Origin of the sequence: Streptomyces sp. NPDC006261, assembly GCF_040613515.1 — a bacterium.
In the GTDB taxonomy this organism is placed as follows: domain Bacteria; phylum Actinomycetota; class Actinomycetes; order Streptomycetales; family Streptomycetaceae; genus Streptomyces.
Genome location: NZ_JBEXSI010000025.1, coordinates 87,605 through 105,445 on the forward strand (window position 1 = coordinate 87,605; position 17,841 = coordinate 105,445).

Sequence of the window (17,841 nt, forward strand, 5' to 3'; positions counted from 1 at the left end):
GTGGCTATGGTAGGGGCTCCACTGGACACCACCAGAGCCGATAGGGGAGGTGCGGCTGCGCCTGTGGATCGGGGCGGGGTGCTGCGGCGCCTTCTCAGGTCGGCCGGTGAGCCGAAATCCGTGACCAACATTGCTGACCGTTCTTCCGACAACTCCGCACCGACCGCGACCTTCGCCTCCGATGCGGACCAGGCGTGGACCCCGCCCTCATGGGAAGAGATCGTCAGCACGCACAGCGGTCGCGTGTACCGCCTTGCCTACCGGCTGACGGGTAACCAGCATGACGCCGAGGACCTCACCCAGGAAGTCTTCGTCAGAGTCTTCCGCTCGCTGTCGACGTACACGCCCGGCACCTTCGAGGGCTGGCTGCACCGCATCACCACCAATCTCTTCCTGGACATGGTCCGGCGCAAGCAGCGGATCCGCTTCGACTCGCTCGGCGACGACGCGGCCGAGCGGCTGCCCAGCCGGGAGCCGTCCCCGCAGCAGGTCTTCAACGACACCCATTTCGACGCCGACGTGCAGCAGGCTCTGGACACCCTCGCGCCCGAGTTCCGTGCCGCCGTCGTCCTCTGCGACATCGAGGGCCTCAGCTACGAGGAGATCGCCGCCACCCTCGGCGTGAAGCTCGGCACCGTGCGCAGCCGCATCCACCGCGGCCGCTCGCACCTGCGCAAGGCGCTCAGGCACCGTTCGCCCGAAGCCCGCGCCGAGCAGCGCTCCCTGGCGGACGCGGTCCTCGCGGGGGAGGGCGGAACGGCGTGAGCGGCACAGGTCCGACCGGTCCCACCCCCGCCGAAGCGCATCTGGGGGACCGGCTCGCCGCGCTGGTCGACGGCGAGCTCAATCACGACGCCCGCGAGCGGGTGCTGGCCCACCTGGCGACCTGCGCCCGGTGCAAGGTCGAGGCCGACGCCCAGCGGCGCCTCAAGAGCGCCTTCGCCATGTCCGCCGCGCCGTCGCCCTCCGAGGGGTTCCTGGCCCGCCTGCAGGGCCTTCCCGGCGGTCCTGGCGGCGACGACACCGGCTCCGGAAGACCGTTCGGCTCCGGCGGCCCGTTCGCCGAGGAGTTCTTCCCCCCGCTGGGGCCGTCCGGCTCCACCCGCCGCGACGCCGCCGTGCCCCCCTCCCCGCTGGACGACTTCGGGTACTTCCCCGCGCCCCACGGCCCCACCGCCGTCCTCCCGGGCGGCTCCCGCTCCGCCTTCCGTATCCACGAGGTGGCCCGGGAGGCCGAGCGTTCGCCGTGGCGCGGCAGGCGCTTCGCCTTCGCCGCGGCCGGCGCCGTGTCCCTGGCGGCCATCGCGCTCGGCGGCGCCCTGCCGCTGGACTCCGGCCCGGACCCCCTGCCGCGCGCCGAGGGCAGTGGCAACAGCGTGACGCCGCTCGACGCTGAGACGCGCGCCGCGGGCTCCGAAGCGGCGGTCAGCCGCCGCGGCGGCGCCCAGTCGGTGGGCGGTGACCGCCTGGCTGTGAACCGGTCGGCGGCCGATGCGTCCTCGACCGGCTGGCACCGGCCCTCGCCCTCGCTCACCGCTCCACCGGCATCCGCCGTCCCGGCGGTGAAGCCACCCCTGTCCCCGCGGGCGCAGACGACGGCTCCGCCGCTGTTCTCCACCTCGGCCCTGGGCGGACACCCCTTCACGTTCCCCGCGCTGAACGTGTCCGTGCCACCGCTGATACGTCCGGCCGGTGGCTCCACGCCGCTGCTCGCGGCCGTGCTGGGCGGCGGCTCGACGGCGAAGGCGTTCACACCACCGGCCTCCTCGGGGCCGGGGCAGCCCGCGCCGACCAACGACCCGGGGAGCCCGCTCTCCCTCCGGCGCTGACGGGCATCCGGCCGGACCCGGACGGGGCCTCGGCCGAACCACGACCGGACCCTGCGCGGGGATTCGCAAACCTGGTTGAATCCGGGGAGGGACGCCTCTGTGGGGCGTGCAGAGGCCAGTTGCGGGGAGAGCATGGACGACGGTAGGCCCACCGGGCCGCAGGCGAAGTGGTGGAGCCGCCCCACGACGGGGCGGCCCGGCCGCGACGAGCCGGAGAGCCGGGGCCGCGGCGAGGGCGACGCACCGTCGGCGCGGCCGGACAGCCCCGGCCCGACCGATACCGCCGCGCTCGCGGACAGCCCCGTGCCTCCCGTCGGCCAGGAGCCGCAGCCGTCCCGCCCCGCCGGGCCGCCGCTGCACGAGCCCGACGTGTACAGCACCCCGCCGTACGGCGGCCCCGGGCCGTGGGCGCCCGCGCCGCCGGTCCAGCGGCCGACCCCGGCCCACGGCACCCCCGTACCCCCGCGGGCCGCGCCCCTGCTGCCGCCGCAACCGGCCCCGGGGCCCCCGCAGGCCACACCCGTACCACCGCGGTCCTCGGACCCAGCCACCGTGCCTCCGCAGACCTCCCCCGAGCAGGCGCCGTACGCGACGACGGACGGGACCGGTGCGCCCCTGGCGGGGCCGGGGGAGCAGCGGCCCTCGCAGTGGCTCCAGTACGACCCCTGGGGGGCGCCGGGGCAGCCGCTGACCCAGGTGGGACCGCCGCCCGGCACCGAGCCGGGCCGCCGGAAGAGCCGCCGCGGCGGCGCCTTCGCCGGAATGCTCCTGCTGACCCTCGTCGCCAGCGGTATCGGCGGCGGCGTCGGCGCGTACGTCGAGCGGACCGGTGGTCTGACCACCGTCGAGCTGCCCCAGGCGAGCCACGACAACGGCGACCGGGCCCCCGAGAGCGTCGCGGGCATCGCCGCCAGCGCCCTGCCCAGCGTGGTCACCCTGCACGTCAGCGGCACCGCGGAGTCCGGCACCGGCACCGGCTTCGTCCTCGACGCCCGGGGCCACATCCTCACCAACAACCACGTCGTCGCCCCGGCCGGATCCAGCGGCGACATCACCGTGACGTTCAGCAGCGGCGAGAGCGCCGCCGCCGAACTCGTCGGCAAGGACAGCGGCTACGACCTCGCCGTCGTCCGGGTCCGCGGGGTCTCCGGCCTCAAGCCCCTGCCGCTCGGCAACTCCGACAACGTCCGGGTCGGCGACCCGGTGGTGGCCATCGGCGCCCCCTTCGACCTGTCCAACACGGTCACCTCCGGCATCATCAGTGCCAAGCAGCGCCCGATCACCGCGGGCGGCGAGAAGGGCGACGGCAGCGACATCAGCTACGTCGACGCCCTCCAGACCGACGCCCCGATCAACCCCGGCAACTCCGGCGGACCACTGGTCGACACCCAGGCCCACGTCATCGGCATCAACAGCGCCATCCGCGCCGCCGACAGCGGCAAGGGGACCGAGCGCGGCGGCCAGTCCGGCTCCATCGGCCTCGGCTTCGCGATACCGATCAACCAGGGCAAGCGCGTCGCCGAGGAGCTGATCAACACCGGCCGGGCGACCCACCCGGTGATCGGCGTCACGCTGGACATGAAGTTCACCGGCGACGGCGCCAAGATCGGCGAGAAGGGGCCCGAGGACGGCCCCGCGGTGACCAAGGACGGCCCGGCCGCCAAGGCGGGCATCAGGTCCGGCGACGTGATCACCGAGGTGCAGGGCCAGCGGGTGCACAGCGGGGAGGAGCTGATCGTGAAGATCCGCGCCCACCGGCCGGGCGACCGGCTGGAGCTGCGGCTGACCCGAGGTGGCAAGGAGCAGTCCGTCACGTTGACGCTCGGCTCGGCGAGCGGCACGTGAGCGACACGGCAAGGTACCGCCCGGACAGGTCGGACAGGTACCGTTGACGGGTCCGGGCACCTGTCCCACCTGGCCGGGACGGGCGGAGAAGCCGGGATCAGGCGGAGAACACGAGGAGCAGCTAGGTGTTCAATGACATAGGCGCACTGGAGCTGCTGACGCTCGGGGTGCTGGCCGTGCTGGTCTTCGGCCCCGAGAAGCTGCCCAAGCTCATCCAGGACGTCACGCGCACCGTCCGCAAGATCCGTGAGTTCTCGGACAGCGCCAAGGACGACATCCGCTCGGAGCTGGGCCCGCAGTTCAAGGACTTCGAGTTCGAGGACCTCAACCCCAAGACGTTCGTCCGCAAGCAGTTGATGGACGGCAACGACGACCTGGGGCTGAAGGAGATCCGCGAGAGCTTCGATCTGCGCAAGGAGATCGCCGACGTCACCGACGCGGTCAACGGACGCACGCCCGCACCGGATTCCGCCAACAGTGCGGCGAACGGGTCGGCGGGCGCGTCGGGCACCACCACGTCGCCCAGCCTCACCAAGACCGGCGACACCGCCCCTGACCTGCTGAAGAAGACCCCGCAGCAGGCACAGCCCGAGCGTCCGCCGTTCGACGCGGACGCCACCTGACGCGAGGTCAATCCCGACTCGTCCGGACGGTATGGCTATTCTCCATCTGTCCGGTTGCGAGGATGCCCACGCCCGCGGGGGGCGGGCCGCTCCGGATCAGGACTGATCGAGGAGGCGGCCGCTCAGATGGAGACGACGAGTCGGGTGGATACGGACGGTGCCCCTGGCACGGTCACGGCACAGGAGGTACCGGCGGCCCGGCGGCGTACCGTCGACGGCTACCTGGAGGCCCCCTTCCGCTGGTACGGGCTGGACGAGGCCTTCACCGGCCCGCGCTGGCTGATGCAGGTCGGCACGGCGGCGGACGGCACCGTGCAGCACGGCTCCACCGGGCACGGTGACGAGCCCTCGGTGAAGACGGACGGCTCCACCGCCGAGAAGGAACGGTTCGCGGCCGTCATCACGGTCGCCGCCAGCCCCGTGAGACGCAGCGGTGACGGTACGGGGGTCCTGGACGCCACCACGGTCTCCTCGGCCGCCTGGCTGGCCGGCTCGGGCCTGCTGGCGTACACGTGGCCGCCGCAGATGGACCACACCCTGCGCGACGACTGGCTGGACCAGCAGACCGAGACGGCGTTCACCCTCGCCGACGACCTCGGCTCCGCGCCCTGGACGACGCTCTCGCTGCCGGTGGACGGGGTCCCGGTGGAGTTCCACTACCGGGAGTCCGAGTTCGGCTGGGTGCTGGCCGGGTCCGCGCACGAGGGCGTGCACATCGGGGCGTACGGGCGGGGGATGAGCGCGTACGGGCTGGGGTTCGCCGTGATCAAGGACATCACCGCGTACGAGTGAGCCCTGGGCGTCCGGACGGGCTGGAAGAACCGGCCCGTCCGGCGCCTGAGGACGAAGAGGTCAGAACTTGTTGCGCGGGGTGATCCCCAGCGACATGCCCGACAGGCCGCGCCGGCGGCCGCCCAGCTTCTCCGCGATCGAGCGCAGGGCCTTGCCGGCCGGGGAGTCCGGGTCCGACAGGACCACCGGCTTGCCCTCGTCGCCGCCCTCACGCAGCCGCAGGTCGATCGGGATCGAGCCCAGCACCGGCACCTCGGCGCCGACCGTCCGGGTCAGGCCCTCCGCGACCCGGGCGCCACCGCCCGAGCCGAAGACGTCGACCATCTCGTCGCAGTGCGGGCACGGCATGCCCGACATGTTCTCCACGACGCCGACGATCTTCTGGTGGGTCTGTACGGCGATGGAACCGGCCCGCTCGGCCACCTCGGCCGCCGCCTGCTGCGGGGTCGTGACGACCAGGATCTCCGCGTTCGGCACGAGCTGCGCCACGGAGATCGCGATGTCACCGGTGCCCGGCGGCAGGTCCAGGAGCAGGACGTCCAGATCGCCCCAGTACACATCGGCGAGGAACTGCTGGAGCGCCCGGTGCAGCATCGGGCCGCGCCACACCACGGGCGCGTTGCCCGGGGTGAACATGCCGATGGAGATGACCTTCACGCCGTGTGCGGACGGCGGCATGATCATGTTCTCGACCTGGGTGGGCTTGCCGTCCGCGCCGAGCATCCGGGGCACGCTGTGCCCGTAGATGTCCGCGTCCACGACGCCCACCTTCAGCCCGTCGGCCGCCATCGCCGCCGCGAGGTTCACCGTCACCGAGGACTTGCCGACGCCGCCCTTTCCGGAGGCGACCGCGTACACCCGGGTCAGCGAGCCGGGCTTGGCGAAGGGCACCTCCCGTTCGGCGGTGCCGCCGCGCAAGGAGCTCGCGAGCTCCTTGCGCTGCTCGTCGCTCATGACGTCGAGGGTGACCTCCACGCCGGAGACGCCCTCCACGCGGGAGACCGCCTCCGTCACGTTCCTGGTGATCGTCTCGCGCATCGGACAGCCGGAGACCGTGAGATACACCGTGACAGCGACTACACCGTCAGGATCGATCTCGACCGATTTCACCATGCCCAGCTCGGTGATCGGGCGGTGGATCTCCGGGTCGTTCACTGTCGCCAGTGCTTCACGCACCGCGTCTTCCGTAGCCATACCGACGATGTTACGGCGCCGAGCCCTGCGGGCGGGTGGCCCGTCAGCGGTCGCCTTCGTCACTCTCGGGTCCGAGGACGATCCGGCGGTCCTCCATGTCCCTCACCACGTCCTGGAGCTCCGAGCGGATCCAGTCGCGGGTGGCGACCTCGCCGAGGCCCATCCGCAGCGCCGCGATCTCCCGGCTGAGGTACTCGGTGTCGGCGATGGAGCGCTCGTTCTGCTTGCGGTCCTGCTCGTGGGTGACCCGGTCCCGGTCGTCCTGCCGGTTCTGCGCCAGGAGGATCAGCGGAGCGGCGTACGACGCCTGGAGCGAGAGCATCAGGGTCAGGAAGATGAACGGGTACTCGTCCCACCGCATGTCCTTGGGCGCGAAGATGTTCCACACCACCCAGACGATGATGATCAGCGTCATCCAGACGATGAACCGCCCGGTCCCCAGGAACCGCGCGATCCGCTCGGAGAACCGGCCGAACGCCTCCGGGTCGTACTCCGGCAGCAGCCGCCGCCGCGGCGACTTCGGCTGGTCGAGCCGGGTGCGCGGCGGGCGCATCAGACCCGAGGCGCCGGTGGAAGCGGCCTTCGACCGTTCCTCACGTTCGGCCATGGCGGATGCCCCCCTCGCCGTGGAAGTCGGTCTCGCGCCAGTCCTCGGGGAGCAGGTGGTCCAGGACGTCGTCCACGGTCACCGCGCCCAGCAGGGACCCGCTCTCGTCCACCACGGGCGCCGAGACCAGGTTGTACGCGGCCAGATAGCTGGTCACGGTCGGCAGCGGGGTGTCCGGGGGCAACGGCACCAGGTCGCTGTCGACGATGGAGCTGACCAGCGTGAACGGCGGATCGCGCAGCAGCCGCTGGAAGTGCACGGTGCCCAGGTACTTGCCGGTCGGCGTCTCGTCGGGCGAGCGGCACACGTACACCTGTGCGGCGAGCGCCGGCGACAGGTCCGACTGACGGACCCGGGCGAGGGCGTCGGCCACCGTGGCGTCCGGGCGCAGCACGATCGGCTCGGTCGTCATCAGACCGCCCGCCGTCCGCTCCTCGTACGCCATCAGACGCCGTACGTCGGCCGCGTCGTCCGGCCGCATCAGGGTCAGCAGCCGCTCCTTGTCCTCCTCGGGCAGCTCCGAGAGCAGGTCGGCCGCGTCGTCCGGGTCCATCGCCTCCAGGACGTCGGCGGCCCGCTCCTCCTTGAGCTTGCCGAGGATCTCCACCTGGTCGTCCTCGGGCAGCTCCTCCAGGACGTCGGCGAGCCGGTCGTCGTCGAGTGCGGCGGCCACCTCGACCCGGCGCTTGGGGGAGAGGTGGTGCAGGGCGTTGGCCACATCGGCGGGGCGCAGCCGTTCGAAGGTGGCGACCAGGTTCTCGGCCCCCTGCCCGTGCTCCTCCAGCGAGAAGCCGCTGACCGCCGACCACTCCACCGTCAACGTCTCGCCCTTGCGGCGCAGCGCACCGCCGCGCCCCTTGCGGACGAAGTACTTGTCGATCTCCCAGTCCCGGCGGGCGGGCAGCTGCTGGATGGCGACGTCCAGGACGGTGACCTCCTCGTCGGTCTCCACCAGCCGCACGCGCCGGTCGAGGAACTCGCCGAGGACGAGCCGTTCGGTGGGCCGCTGCTCGAAGCGCCGCATGTTGACCACGCCGGTGGTGATGACCTGGCCGGACTCGACGCCCGTCACCCGGGTCATCGGCAGGAAGATCCGCCGCCGGCTGACCACCTCGACGACCAGACCCAGGATGCGCGGCGGCCGCCCGCCGACCCGCAACATCGCCACCAGGTCACGGACCCGGCCGACCTGGTCCCCGTTCGGATCGAACACCGGCACCCCGGAGAGGTGCGAGACGAAGACCCTGGGGGCTCCTGCCGCCATGCTCCGCCTCCTTCTCCGTGCCGGCCTCTGTCGCTGATGCCTCGCATCTCGCGCTTCATGCCTCGGTGGCCCGTGCCGACCAGCGCGTTCCGCCGTACGCGGACAGCCGTACGCCGTGATCAGGCTAGCCCCTGCTGTGGTGGCGCGCCCCGGCGGACCTGTCCGTACGGCTGGCTGCCGGACGGTGCGCGGGGCCCGGGTACGCTGCGCTCTGCCCCCCGATCGCAGTTGAGAGGCAGTACGCCCGTGACGTCTTTTGCCCCGGCCGTCCGGAATCATCGCCGGACCGCGCTCGCCGTCGTGCTCTGCGGGGGGCTCATCGCCGCCCTCACCGCCTGCGCGGGCGAGGACCCGGACAAGGGGACCAACGGGATCGGGAAGCTCTCGGCCGAGCAGATCGACACGAAGGCCAGAGCGGCGGCCGACAGCGCCGACGGCGTACGGCTGGCGGGCACCCTGGTCAGCAAGGGCGGCACCTACATGCTGAACATGAAGCTCAGTGACAAGGGCGGCATGGGGTCGGTCTCCTCCCAGAAGCGCAGCTTCGTGCTCCTGCGGATCGAGGACGAGCTCTTCATCAAGGCCGACGCCGACTTCTGGCTGCAGGAGGAGGACGGCAAGGCGGGCCGCTCCGACCAGGAGGCCGCCGAGAAGCTGGGCGGCAAGTACGTGAAGGTCCCCGAGGACGACCCCAGCTACCGCCAGCTGCGCGGCTTCACCGACAAGAAGGTCCTCCTCGACGGCCTGCTGACGCTCCACGGCACCCTGAACAAGGGCGCCCGGAACACCGTCACCGGGCACCGGACCATCCAGCTCCTGGGCGGCAAGGGAGAGGGCGGGGCGCTCGACGTCTCCCTGGAGGGCAAGCCGTACCCGGTGCGGGTGGCCCGCGGCGGCGGCGGGGGCACCGTCACCCTGGCCGACTGGGGGCGCACCGTCCCGCTGGAGGCCCCGGAGGACGACGACACCGTCGACTACGGCGGCAAGCTCCCCAAGTCCTCCGGCTGAGCGGCGCCCTCAGCCCTTGCGCCGCCGCTTCAGCAGCAGCCGGGGCAGCGCTGCCGGTGCGGGCTGCCGCGTGGTCGCCCCGGTCGGCAGCGGGGCGGCGGCCAGCGAGGTGTCCGGCAGCTCCGTGCTGACCGCCTCCGGCGTCAGCCGCACCACCGCGCATTCCCGCGCCCACCGCTCCGTCATCACCTCGGCGTCCGGCGCGTTCAGCCGCTTGCCCTTGAGCTCGGCGACGGCCGCGTCCCACTCCTCGGAGTGCGGCGCCAGTACCCGTACCGCCGCCGTCCAGGCGACGAGCCGGCCGCCCTTGTCCTTGCTGCGTACGGTGACCTCGGCGCGGCCGCCGCCGGTCAGGCCCTCGGGCAGCGGCTGCTCGCCCGGGCCGTCCCCGACGAGGTGGGCCGCGCCCTCGTGCCAGACGTGCCACACCGCGCGGGCGGGCCCGGCGGCCCTGACCCAGATGAGGCCGGACTTCTTCGTGGCCTCCTCGACGAGGGCCTTCTCCAGCAGGGCGGCGGCAGCATCAGTCATGGGCGGGAGCTTAGGGGGTGCCCGGCGAGCTCACAGCCAGCCGTTGCGCTTCAGGATGCGGTGGATGGAGAAACAGACCGCCCCGATGAGGCCGAGGACCAGCGGATAGCCGTACTTCCACTCCAGCTCCGGCATGTGGTCGAAGTTCATGCCGTAGACCCCGCAGATCATCGTGGGTACGGCGATGATCGCCGCCCAGGAGGTGATCTTGCGCATGTCCTCGTTCTGGGTGACGGTCGCCTGCGCCAGATTGGCCTGGAGGATCGAGTTCAGCAGCTCGTCGAAGCCGATGACCTCCTCCTGGACCCGGGCGAGGTGGTCGGCGACGTCCCGGAAGTACTTCTGGATGTCCGGGTCGATCAGCCGCATCGGCCGCTCGCTGAGCAGCTGCATCGGGCGCAGCAGCGGCGAGACGGCCCGCTTGAACTCCAGCACCTCACGCTTGAGCTGGTAGATCCGCCCCGCGTCCGAACCGCGCCGGCCGCCCTTGGCCGGGGTGGAGAAGACATCGATCTCCACCTCGTCGATGTCGTCCTGCACCGCCTCCGCCACCGCGATGTACCCGTCGACCACATGGTCGGCGATGGCGTGCAGGACGGCGGACGGGCCCTTGGCGAGAAGCTCCGGATCGTCCTGGAGGCGGTGGCGCAGGGCGCGCAGGGAGCCCTGGCCGCCGTGCCGGACGGTGATGACGAAGTCCCGGCCGGTGAAGCACATCACCTCGCCGGTCTCCACGACCTCGCTGGTCGCGGTCAGCTCGGCGTGTTCCACGTAGTGGATCGTCTTGAAGACGGTGAACAGCGTGTCGTCGTACCGCTCCAGCTTCGGCCGCTGGTGGGCGTGGACGGCGTCCTCCACGGCGAGCGGATGGAGCCCGAACTCCCGGGCGATACCCGCGAATTCCTCCTCCGTCGGCTCGTGCAGGCCGATCCAGGCGAAGCCGCCCTCCTCACGGACCTGGAGCATCGCCTCGTGCGGGGTGGGGGCGGTGGGGCCTTCCAGGCGGCTGCCGTCGCGGTAGACCGCGCAGTCGACGACGGCGCTGGAGGCGGACGGGTCGCGGGTGGTGTCGTACCCGCTGTGCGGGGCGCTGTTCTTACGGAAGGAGGGACGCAGGGAGGGGCGCACGGCAGCGCGCAGGTCACGGATCATCGACATGGCTGGCTCCTTCACGGAGGGCCGTCGGCGAGGGCGTGGAACAGCCCGGAATGGGGACGTGTGCTCACGTCCGCAAAGCGGGCTCCACCGCGCGGGCGCGATGACGGCGTTCGCAACAGACAGGCAAAAGAACGGGAAACTCTTCCGCGGATTCCTGGTGCTCTTCCGGGGGCGAACGACCGTCAGGGGACCATCGGCGATGGCCGACGAGGCGTCAGTTCAGCGGGAAGTTCAATGGGAACGACGGTGCGCGGAAGGGTGATCGGTACTGCACGGTCGACTTGGATCCATAGCAGTCCCCACCTCCTCCGGCCGGTCCCCCGTGGGGGACGACGTGTCGTCGGGACAAAGAGAGCGCCGCTTCTGCGCGCTGTCCCGACCGGCGGCCAGGCTATCAGCCGCCCCGGACCGAATCCCTTACTTTGCCCACTCCACGCGCACTCTATGCTCGCCGGATGGCAGAAATTCTCGCTCTGGTCGAAGCCCGGCTCCGCTCGGCCCTCGGGGAACCGGACGCCCGCGCCGATGTGACCTTCCTCGGCACGGACCGTATCGAGGTGCTCCGCTTCCTCGACGGCGATGTGGTGCGCTACGCCACGCTCGGCATGTCCGTACAGCCGATGGCCGACCCCACGTCCCCGCTCGCCGACCCGGTGAAGGGCCCCCGCGCCGAGCTGGTCCTCTCGGTACGGGTGGGGCTCGCCGACACCGACCAGGTGCTGCGCCCCCTCGCCGTCCTGGCCGCCTCCCCGCAGGTCGAGGGGCTCGTCGTGGCGCCGGGCGCCTCGCTGGACCTGGGCGATCCGCTCTGGCCCGGCGCGCCGTTCACCTCGGTGCTGGTGGCGGAGTCCGGCGGGCTTGTGGAGGACCTGGAGCTGGAGGAGCCGATGGACCCGGTCTGCTTCCTGCCGCTCCTGCCGATGACCCCCAACGAGGCCGCCTGGAAGCGGGTGCACGGGGCGCAGGAGCTCCAGGAGCGGTGGCTCACGCACGGTACGGACCTGCGCGACCCGCTGCGCACGTCCGTACCGCTGGACTGAGCTCCTGGTCCCGCCCCACCGGTAGGCGAAGACCGACACGCTGTCCTCCAGCGCGTGGGCCGGCTCCAGCTCCTCGGCCTCGTGGGTCAGCGCCGTGCGCCGCACGCCCACGACGGCTGCTCCGACGGGGGCGGCCGGCGAGCGCGGCCACCCCGAACGGGATGTGGACGTCGCTCCACTAGAAGGCCGAGGCCGCCACCGAGGCCAGTCCGCCGTGGCCCAGCGCCTTCACCGGGTCGAGCAGTGAGGTCTTACGGGCGGGTTTCGGCTGCTCCTTGAGGAACGCGGCGAATTTTCCGGGTCGCAGCCACGCTGCGGACGGGTGACCGTCCTTGACGCGGCGACCGGCGGGGAGGACCGTTGGGCCCTATGAGGGGCGAACCCAGTTGCCCGAAGTGCGGTGGCCGGGTCAGGGCGCCCGGTCTGTTCGCCGATGCCTGGCAGTGCTCCGTGCACGGCCAGGTGCACCCGATGCAGCCGGTCGTTCCGCCGAGCGTCGAGGCGCTCGGTGTCGTGGTGCACCGCTCGCGGGTGCCCGTATGGATGCCCTGGCCACTCCCCGTGGGCTGGCTGTTCACCGGCGTGGCAGGCGCGGGAGACGACCGCAGCGGCGGCCGCGCGACCGTCGTCGCCTGCTCGGGTCCCGGACCGCTGGGCGGCATGGGTGAGCTGCTGCTCGTCGCCGAGGAGCTCGGCGTCGGACTCGGCGCCCGGTACGCCGGGATCGACGGCCTCGACCCCGGCCCCCACCTGAACGTCGACTCCGCCCCCGACGCCAAGGTGCACGCCGCGGGGCGCCCCACCCCGCTCTGGCACGTCAGGAACGCCCCGGAGGACCGGGCCGTCTTCGCGGGTGAGGCGCGTGGCCTGTGGCTGTGGGCGATCCTGTGGCCCGAGCAGTCGGGGCTGCTGATGTACGACGAACTGGTGCTGACCGATCTGCGCGACGCCGGGGGAGAGGTGGACCTCGTCCCGTGCGGCGCGCTCACCCCGCGCCTGCTCGCCGTCCCGGAGGCGCCGCCCCGGCAGGGGACGGGCGAGCGGTAGATCACGCCGGACCGGGGGCCGCCTCGGCCGGGAGCCTGGTGTGCGGCGGTTATCCTTGAGCGGTCCTCCGTCCGCCCGCGAGCCCTGGAGCCGAGCGTCGTGCGCATCGACCTGCACACCCACTCCACCGCTTCCGACGGTACGGACACCCCCGCCGAGCTGGTCGCGAACGCCGCCGCCGCGGGCCTGGACGTCGTCGCGCTCACCGACCACGACACCGTCGGCGGCCACAAGCAGGCCATCGACGCGCTGCCCGAGGGGCTCACCCTCGTCACCGGCGCCGAGCTCTCCTGCCGGGTCGACGGCGTGAGCATGCACATGCTGGCGTACCTCTTCGACCCCGCCGACGCAGAGTTGGAGCGCGCCCGGGAACTGGTCCGCGACGACCGGGTGCCCCGCGCCCAGGAGATGGTCCGCAAGCTCCGCGCCCTCGACGTACCCGTCACCTGGGAGCAGGTCGCCCGGATCGCCGGGGACGGTTCGGTCGGCCGCCCGCACGTCGCCGCCGCCCTCGTCGAACTGGGCGTCGTGCCCACGGTCTCCGACGCCTTCACGCCCGACTGGCTGGGCAACGGCGGCCGGGCGTACGCCTCGAAGCACGAGTTCGACCCCTTCGATGCGGTCCGGCTCGTCAAGGCGGCGGGCGGCGTCACCGTCTTCGCCCACCCGGCCGCCTCGAAACGCGGTGAGACGGTCCCCGAGACGACGATCGCCGCGCTCGCCTCCGCCGGCCTGGACGGTATCGAGGTCGACCACATGGACCACGACGAGCCCACCCGGGCCAGGCTGCGCGGTCTCGCCCGGGAGCTGGGGCTCCTGCCCACCGGCTCCAGCGACTACCACGGCAGCCGAAAGACCGTCGGGCTCGGCGAGTACACCACCGACCCCGAGATCTACGGCGAGATCACCCGGCGCGCCACGGGAGCCTTCCCGGTGCCGGGCGCCGGCGGAGCCCGCCGCCTCTAGGCCCCTGTCGGGGGATCTCCTTCACCGCACGCACCACGTCCCACTCCTCGCGCGCCCCTCACCCCTGCCGTCGTACGCCGACGGCCGCCGGCCGGGCCCGCGTGCCCTCGTACCGCCCGCTCATCTCTCGCAAGGCTCACTGTGTTCGACGTCGCTGTCTTCGGATCCCTTTTTCTCACCCTTTTTGTCATTATGGATCCGCCCGGGATCACCCCGATCTTCCTGGCCCTCACTGCGGGCCGCCCTGCCAAGGTGCAGCGCAGGATGGCCCTCCAGGCCGTCGCGGTCGCCTTCGGCGTGATCGCCGTCTTCGGTCTGCTCGGCCAGCAGATCCTCGACTACCTGCATGTCTCCGTGCCCGCCCTGATGATCGCGGGCGGTCTCCTGCTGCTGCTCATCGCGCTGGACCTGCTGACCGGAAAGACGGACGAGCCGACGCAGACCAAGGACGTCAACGTGGCGCTCGTACCGCTGGGTATGCCGCTGCTGGCCGGTCCCGGCGCGATCGTCTCGGTCATCCTGGCCGTGCAGCACGCCGACGGCTTCGGCGGCCAGCTCTCCGTGTGGTCGGCGATCGCGGCCATGCACGTGGTGCTCTGGCTGACGATGCGCTACTCGCTGGTGATCATCCGCATCATCAAGGACGGCGGCGTGGTCCTGGTGACCCGGCTCGCCGGAATGATGCTCTCCGCCATCGCCGTACAGCAGATCATCAACGGTGTCACCCAGGTCATCCAGACCTCCTGATCCGCTCGTCCCGCACCCCGGACACCACAGCGCCCCCGCACGGTCCTTCCATGCGGGGGCGCTTCGTCTTTAGCGGCGCAATGCGTGATCAGGCGTCAGATGGCAGAAGCCCATGACCCGTGAAGCGTTACGAAGCCGAGCTGTCGGCCGGCCGGATGTAGATGCGCTGGCCTATGGCTGCGGCCTGCTGCACGATCCGGTTGACGGAGGCGGCGTCCACGACGGTGCTGTCCACGGCGGTACCGTCGACGTCGTCGAGTCGCATGATCTCGAAGCGCATATGGCTTCCCTTCGTCTGATCCTCCTGCTGGAGAACTGCTGGCGCGGGCGATGTGGTCTACCCGCGAGGATAGGAACGCGAGGCTTCCCTCGCGTTCCACGAGTGTTACAACGGCTTGCCCGGTACAAACATTCCCTACGCTAAGGAAATTTTTTGGATGTCTAAGTACCCGCCAGTAGTCATCTGTACACAGAGCTGTACGCGGACCTGTTCACAGACCATGAGGTCGGCATGAGCACGGCGGACCCGCGGCTTCCCCGCCAGTCCGAGATCACCGAGCGCCTGGACCGCACCAACGAGCTGCTCCAGCGCATGCTCGTCGAGGTCTCCAAGACCCCCTCGACGCACGCCATCTTCGTGGACGCGGGCTATGTGTACGCCGCGGCCGGACTGCTCGTCACCGGCACCGAGGACCGCCGCTCGTTCGACCTCGACGCCGAAGGGCTGATCGAGGCCTTCATCGACCGGGCCCGCACGATCTTCGCCGACAGCCGGCTGCTGCGTGTGTACTGGTACGACGGGGCCAGGCGCCGCATCCACACCACCGAGCAGCAGGCCATCGCCGAACTCCCCGACGTCAAGGTGCGGCTCGGCAACCTCAACGCCAACAACCAGCAGAAGGGCGTCGACTCCCTCATCCGCACCGACCTCGAATCGCTCGCCCGGCACCGCGCCATCAGCGACGCGGCCCTCGTCGGCGGCGACGAGGATCTGGTCTCGGCGGTCGAGGCGGCGCAAGGCTACGGGGCGCGGGTCCACCTCTGGGGCATCGAGGCCGGCGAAGGGCGCAACCAGGCCGAACCGCTGCTCTGGGAGGTCGACAGCCAGCGCACCTTCGACCTCGACTTCTGCCGCCCCTACGTCACCCGCCGCCCGGTCACCACGTACGAGGACGACGCCCCGGCCCCCTCGCGGGACGACGTCCGCTTCGTCGGCGCCCAGATCGCCGCCGCCTGGCTCGCCGCCCGTGGCCGCGAATCCCTCGCCGACCTGCTGCCCGGGCACCCCTATCTGCCGGGCTCGGTCGACCAGGACTTGCTGGTGGAGGCCGAGCGCCTGCTCCAGCACTCGCTGCGCGGCCACGCGCACCTGCGCCGGGCGCTGCGTGACGGATTCTGGCAGCACCTGCAGTCGCAGTACTGACCCTCAGGCGGCCGGAACGCCGTCCCAGAAGGCGGCGAGCGCCTCGGCGCTCTCGTGCGGGCGGGCGGTGTTGGGGGAGTGCTCGGCCCCGGCGACCGTGGTGCGGTGGGCGCCCAGGCGCCGGGCCATCGCGTCGAACTGCTCCACCGGCCATACGTCGTCGCGCTCGCCGGACACGACGTGGACGGGCAGCCCGAGGGCGGCCAGCTCGTCCACCCGGTCCGGTTCGGCGGACAGCTGGGCGCCGGTGGCGATCAGCTGCGCCGGGTGGTGGCGCAGCCAGCGGCGGCGCATGTCCTCGCCGTCGCCGGTGTCCGCGTCCTGCGGCGGGTCCAGGGCCCGCATCGCTTCCCACACCTCGTCCATGGTGAGCACGCAGAGCGCGTCGCTCAGCATCTTCACCTTGTCCCGCTGGGCGGCGACGACCTCGGCGGGCCCGGAGGACATCAGCGTCAGGGAGCGGAACGGGGTGGGGTCCAGCAGGACGGCGGCGCGGGCGATCTGGCCGCCGAGCGAGTGCCCGAGCAGGTGCAGCGTCCCCTCGCCCCCGGTCAGGGCCGCCGCCTGGACGAGCACGTCGCGGGCCAACTCGCTTTGTGCGTAAGTCTCCTGGCGGTCCGTCCCCTCCGACTCGTACTGCCCCCGGCCGTCGACGGCGACGACCCGGTACCCGGCTGCGCACAGCGGTTCGAGCAGCGCGATGAAGTCCTCCTTGCTGCCGGTGTACCCAGGCAGCAGGAGGGCGGTGGCGCGTGCGGGAGAGTTTGCCGGTACGGCGTCCAGGACGGCGAAGTCGCCGCGCTCGGTGCGCAGGACGCGGGAAGTGGCGCAGGCGGGCGGGCTGAAGGTGGGCGGGCGGCTCATGGGGCGAGGCTATCGCCGCGACCGGACCGGGGCACCCCCGGGCGTGCCGGGCCCGCCACCGGGGCGCCACCGGGCATGCAGGCCTTGTGCCGGGCACCCAGGGCAGCGAAAAGGCCCCGGCCCCCGCATCTGCGGGGGCCGGGGCCTCAAGGGGTCCGCCGGGACCGTCAGCTCTCGGTCGTCGCCGTCGCCTGGCCCGCGGCGCGGGTGGCGCGGCGGCGGCGGGGCTTCGCCTCGGCGGCGGCCTCGCTCACCACGGCCTCGGCCTCGGAGACCACAGCGGCCTCCTGGCTCGGGGTCGAGGTGACGCTGCGGGTCGCCCGGCGGCGGCGCGGCTTGGCCTCGGCCTCGACGGCGGCGGCCGGAGCCTCCGGCGCGACGGCTTCGGCGGAGGCCGCGGCCTTCGCCCTCGACGCCCTCTTCGGCTTCGATTCGGCCTTGGGGGCCGACTCGGCCTCCGTACCGGCTTCGGCCTTCGGCCTGGTCACCGTCTTCGGCTTGGTCTCGGCCTTGGGCTTCGACTCCGCCTTCGGCCGGCTCGTGGCGCGGGCCGGGCGGCGGCGGGACTTCGCATCGCTCTCCGGCTCGGAGGCCGGGGCGATCTGGAAGTCCACCTCGTCGGCGGGCTTGACGATCCGGGTGCGGCGGCGCGGCCTGGTCGCGACCGGCTCGGCGACCGGTTCCGCGATGCCCGCGGCGACGGCCACGGTCTGGAACCCGGCCTCGACCGGGGCTGCGGGAACCCGCGCCACGGTCTCGGCCACCGGCTTCGCGGCGGCGCGGCTGCGACGGCGGCGCTGCTTGGTCTCCACGACCGGCTCGGCCTCCACGACCGGCTCGGCCTCCACGACCGGCTCGGCCTCCACGACCGGCTCGGCCTCCACGACGGCTTCAGATAGGACG

General features: G+C 72.2%; 18 protein-coding genes and 2 pseudogenes. 11 read left to right on the top strand and 9 right to left on the bottom strand.

The genetic code is table 11. From position 1 onward, the window contains the following. Positions 1 to 6 precede the first annotated feature (6 nt). The 5 genes from sigE to ABZ154_RS18450 all read left to right on the top strand — a co-directional run bounded on the left by sigE (position 7) and on the right by ABZ154_RS18450 (position 5,089). Entirely contained in the window at positions 7 to 765 is a 759-nt protein-coding gene (gene sigE, locus ABZ154_RS18430; RefSeq protein WP_356833812.1) for an RNA polymerase sigma factor SigE, read from the top strand. Beyond that, positions 762 to 1,829 carry a zf-HC2 domain-containing protein gene (locus ABZ154_RS18435; protein ID WP_356833814.1) on the top strand — a complete coding sequence of 356 codons (1,068 nt, stop codon included), beginning with the start codon at positions 762 to 764 and terminating at the stop codon, positions 1,827 to 1,829. Before sigE ends, ABZ154_RS18435 begins: the two co-directional genes overlap by 4 nt. Positions 1,830 to 1,961: 132 nt before the next feature. Beyond that, positions 1,962 to 3,674, top strand: a complete 1,713-nt coding sequence (locus ABZ154_RS18440) for a trypsin-like peptidase domain-containing protein (protein ID WP_356833816.1) — start codon at positions 1,962 to 1,964, stop codon at positions 3,672 to 3,674. Between the two features lie 125 nt (positions 3,675 to 3,799). Beyond that, the gene (locus tag ABZ154_RS18445; protein WP_356833818.1) at positions 3,800 to 4,297 is read left to right on the top strand and encodes a sec-independent translocase; all 498 of its coding nucleotides are present in this window, start codon (positions 3,800 to 3,802) and stop codon (positions 4,295 to 4,297) included. Between the two features lie 126 nt (positions 4,298 to 4,423). After that, positions 4,424 to 5,089, top strand: a complete 666-nt coding sequence (locus ABZ154_RS18450; RefSeq protein ID WP_356833820.1) for a hypothetical protein — start codon at positions 4,424 to 4,426, stop codon at positions 5,087 to 5,089. Positions 5,090 to 5,149: 60 nt separating this feature from the next. Here ABZ154_RS18450 and ABZ154_RS18455 read toward each other — a convergent pair whose 3' ends face one another. The 3 genes from ABZ154_RS18455 to ABZ154_RS18465 are packed head-to-tail and all read right to left on the bottom strand — an operon-like array spanning position 5,150 to position 8,154. Continuing rightward, complete coding sequence (locus ABZ154_RS18455; RefSeq protein ID WP_356833822.1) at positions 5,150 to 6,283, bottom strand: Mrp/NBP35 family ATP-binding protein; 1,134 nt, start codon at positions 6,281 to 6,283, stop codon at positions 5,150 to 5,152. A 43-nt stretch (positions 6,284 to 6,326) separates the two neighbouring features. Continuing rightward, positions 6,327 to 6,890: a DUF1003 domain-containing protein gene (locus tag ABZ154_RS18460; protein ID WP_356833824.1), complete on the bottom strand. Its 564-nt coding sequence runs from the start codon at positions 6,888 to 6,890 to the stop codon at positions 6,327 to 6,329. Beyond that, on the bottom strand, positions 6,877 to 8,154 hold the full coding sequence (locus ABZ154_RS18465) for a CBS domain-containing protein (RefSeq protein ID WP_128851620.1): 1,278 nt from the start codon (positions 8,152 to 8,154) through the stop codon (positions 6,877 to 6,879). Before ABZ154_RS18465 ends, ABZ154_RS18460 begins: the two co-directional genes overlap by 14 nt. 246 nt (positions 8,155 to 8,400) lie before the next feature. Here ABZ154_RS18465 and ABZ154_RS18470 point away from each other — a divergent pair, with 246 nt between their 5' ends. Next, positions 8,401 to 9,162, top strand: coding sequence for a hypothetical protein (locus ABZ154_RS18470; RefSeq protein WP_356833826.1), 762 nt, complete (start codon positions 8,401 to 8,403; stop codon positions 9,160 to 9,162). A gap of 9 nt (positions 9,163 to 9,171) precedes the next feature. Here ABZ154_RS18470 and ABZ154_RS18475 read toward each other — a convergent pair whose 3' ends face one another. Then, entirely contained in the window at positions 9,172 to 9,693 is a 522-nt protein-coding gene (locus ABZ154_RS18475; RefSeq protein WP_356833828.1) for a hypothetical protein, read from the bottom strand. Between the two features lie 30 nt (positions 9,694 to 9,723). Continuing rightward, complete coding sequence (locus tag ABZ154_RS18480; protein WP_356833830.1) at positions 9,724 to 10,851, bottom strand: magnesium and cobalt transport protein CorA; 1,128 nt, start codon at positions 10,849 to 10,851, stop codon at positions 9,724 to 9,726. 455 nt (positions 10,852 to 11,306) lie between these two features. On the opposite strand from ABZ154_RS18480, the gene ABZ154_RS18485 reads away from it, so the two are divergent. Beyond that, a complete protein-coding gene (locus ABZ154_RS18485; RefSeq protein WP_356833832.1) occupies positions 11,307 to 11,891 on the top strand; it encodes a suppressor of fused domain protein in 585 nt (194 codons plus the stop codon). Between the two features lie 24 nt (positions 11,892 to 11,915). On the opposite strand, the pseudogene ABZ154_RS18490 reads toward ABZ154_RS18485, so the two are convergent. Next, a pseudogene (locus ABZ154_RS18490) lies at positions 11,916 to 12,177 on the bottom strand (hypothetical protein); the annotation flags it as partial. 83 nt (positions 12,178 to 12,260) lie between these two features. Between ABZ154_RS18490 and ABZ154_RS18495 the strand changes: the two are divergent. The 3 genes from ABZ154_RS18495 to ABZ154_RS18505 all read left to right on the top strand — a co-directional run bounded on the left by ABZ154_RS18495 (position 12,261) and on the right by ABZ154_RS18505 (position 14,651). Next, positions 12,261 to 12,938 carry a DUF6758 family protein gene (locus ABZ154_RS18495; protein WP_356833834.1) on the top strand — a complete coding sequence of 226 codons (678 nt, stop codon included), beginning with the start codon at positions 12,261 to 12,263 and terminating at the stop codon, positions 12,936 to 12,938. A 99-nt stretch (positions 12,939 to 13,037) separates the two neighbouring features. Beyond that, complete coding sequence (locus ABZ154_RS18500; protein ID WP_356833836.1) at positions 13,038 to 13,904, top strand: PHP domain-containing protein; 867 nt, start codon at positions 13,038 to 13,040, stop codon at positions 13,902 to 13,904. 141 nt (positions 13,905 to 14,045) lie between these two features. Continuing rightward, positions 14,046 to 14,651, top strand: a complete 606-nt coding sequence (locus tag ABZ154_RS18505) for a MarC family protein (protein ID WP_356833838.1) — start codon at positions 14,046 to 14,048, stop codon at positions 14,649 to 14,651. 127 nt (positions 14,652 to 14,778) lie between these two features. Here ABZ154_RS18505 and ABZ154_RS18510 read toward each other — a convergent pair whose 3' ends face one another. Further along, positions 14,779 to 14,931, bottom strand: a complete 153-nt coding sequence (locus ABZ154_RS18510) for a hypothetical protein (protein ID WP_093692475.1) — start codon at positions 14,929 to 14,931, stop codon at positions 14,779 to 14,781. 231 nt (positions 14,932 to 15,162) lie between these two features. Between ABZ154_RS18510 and ABZ154_RS18515 the strand changes: the two genes are divergently transcribed. Continuing rightward, the gene (locus ABZ154_RS18515; RefSeq protein ID WP_356833840.1) at positions 15,163 to 16,074 is read left to right on the top strand and encodes an NYN domain-containing protein; all 912 of its coding nucleotides are present in this window, start codon (positions 15,163 to 15,165) and stop codon (positions 16,072 to 16,074) included. Positions 16,075 to 16,077: 3 nt separating this feature from the next. Here ABZ154_RS18515 and ABZ154_RS18520 read toward each other — a convergent pair whose 3' ends face one another. Both ABZ154_RS18520 and ABZ154_RS18525 read right to left on the bottom strand, forming a co-directional pair. Further along, positions 16,078 to 16,938 (bottom strand): alpha/beta fold hydrolase, encoded by an 861-nt coding sequence (locus ABZ154_RS18520; protein WP_356833842.1) that lies wholly within the window; start codon positions 16,936 to 16,938, stop codon positions 16,078 to 16,080. A 167-nt stretch (positions 16,939 to 17,105) separates the two neighbouring features. Further along, a pseudogene (locus ABZ154_RS18525) lies at positions 17,106 to 17,841 on the bottom strand (ATP-dependent helicase); the annotation flags it as partial.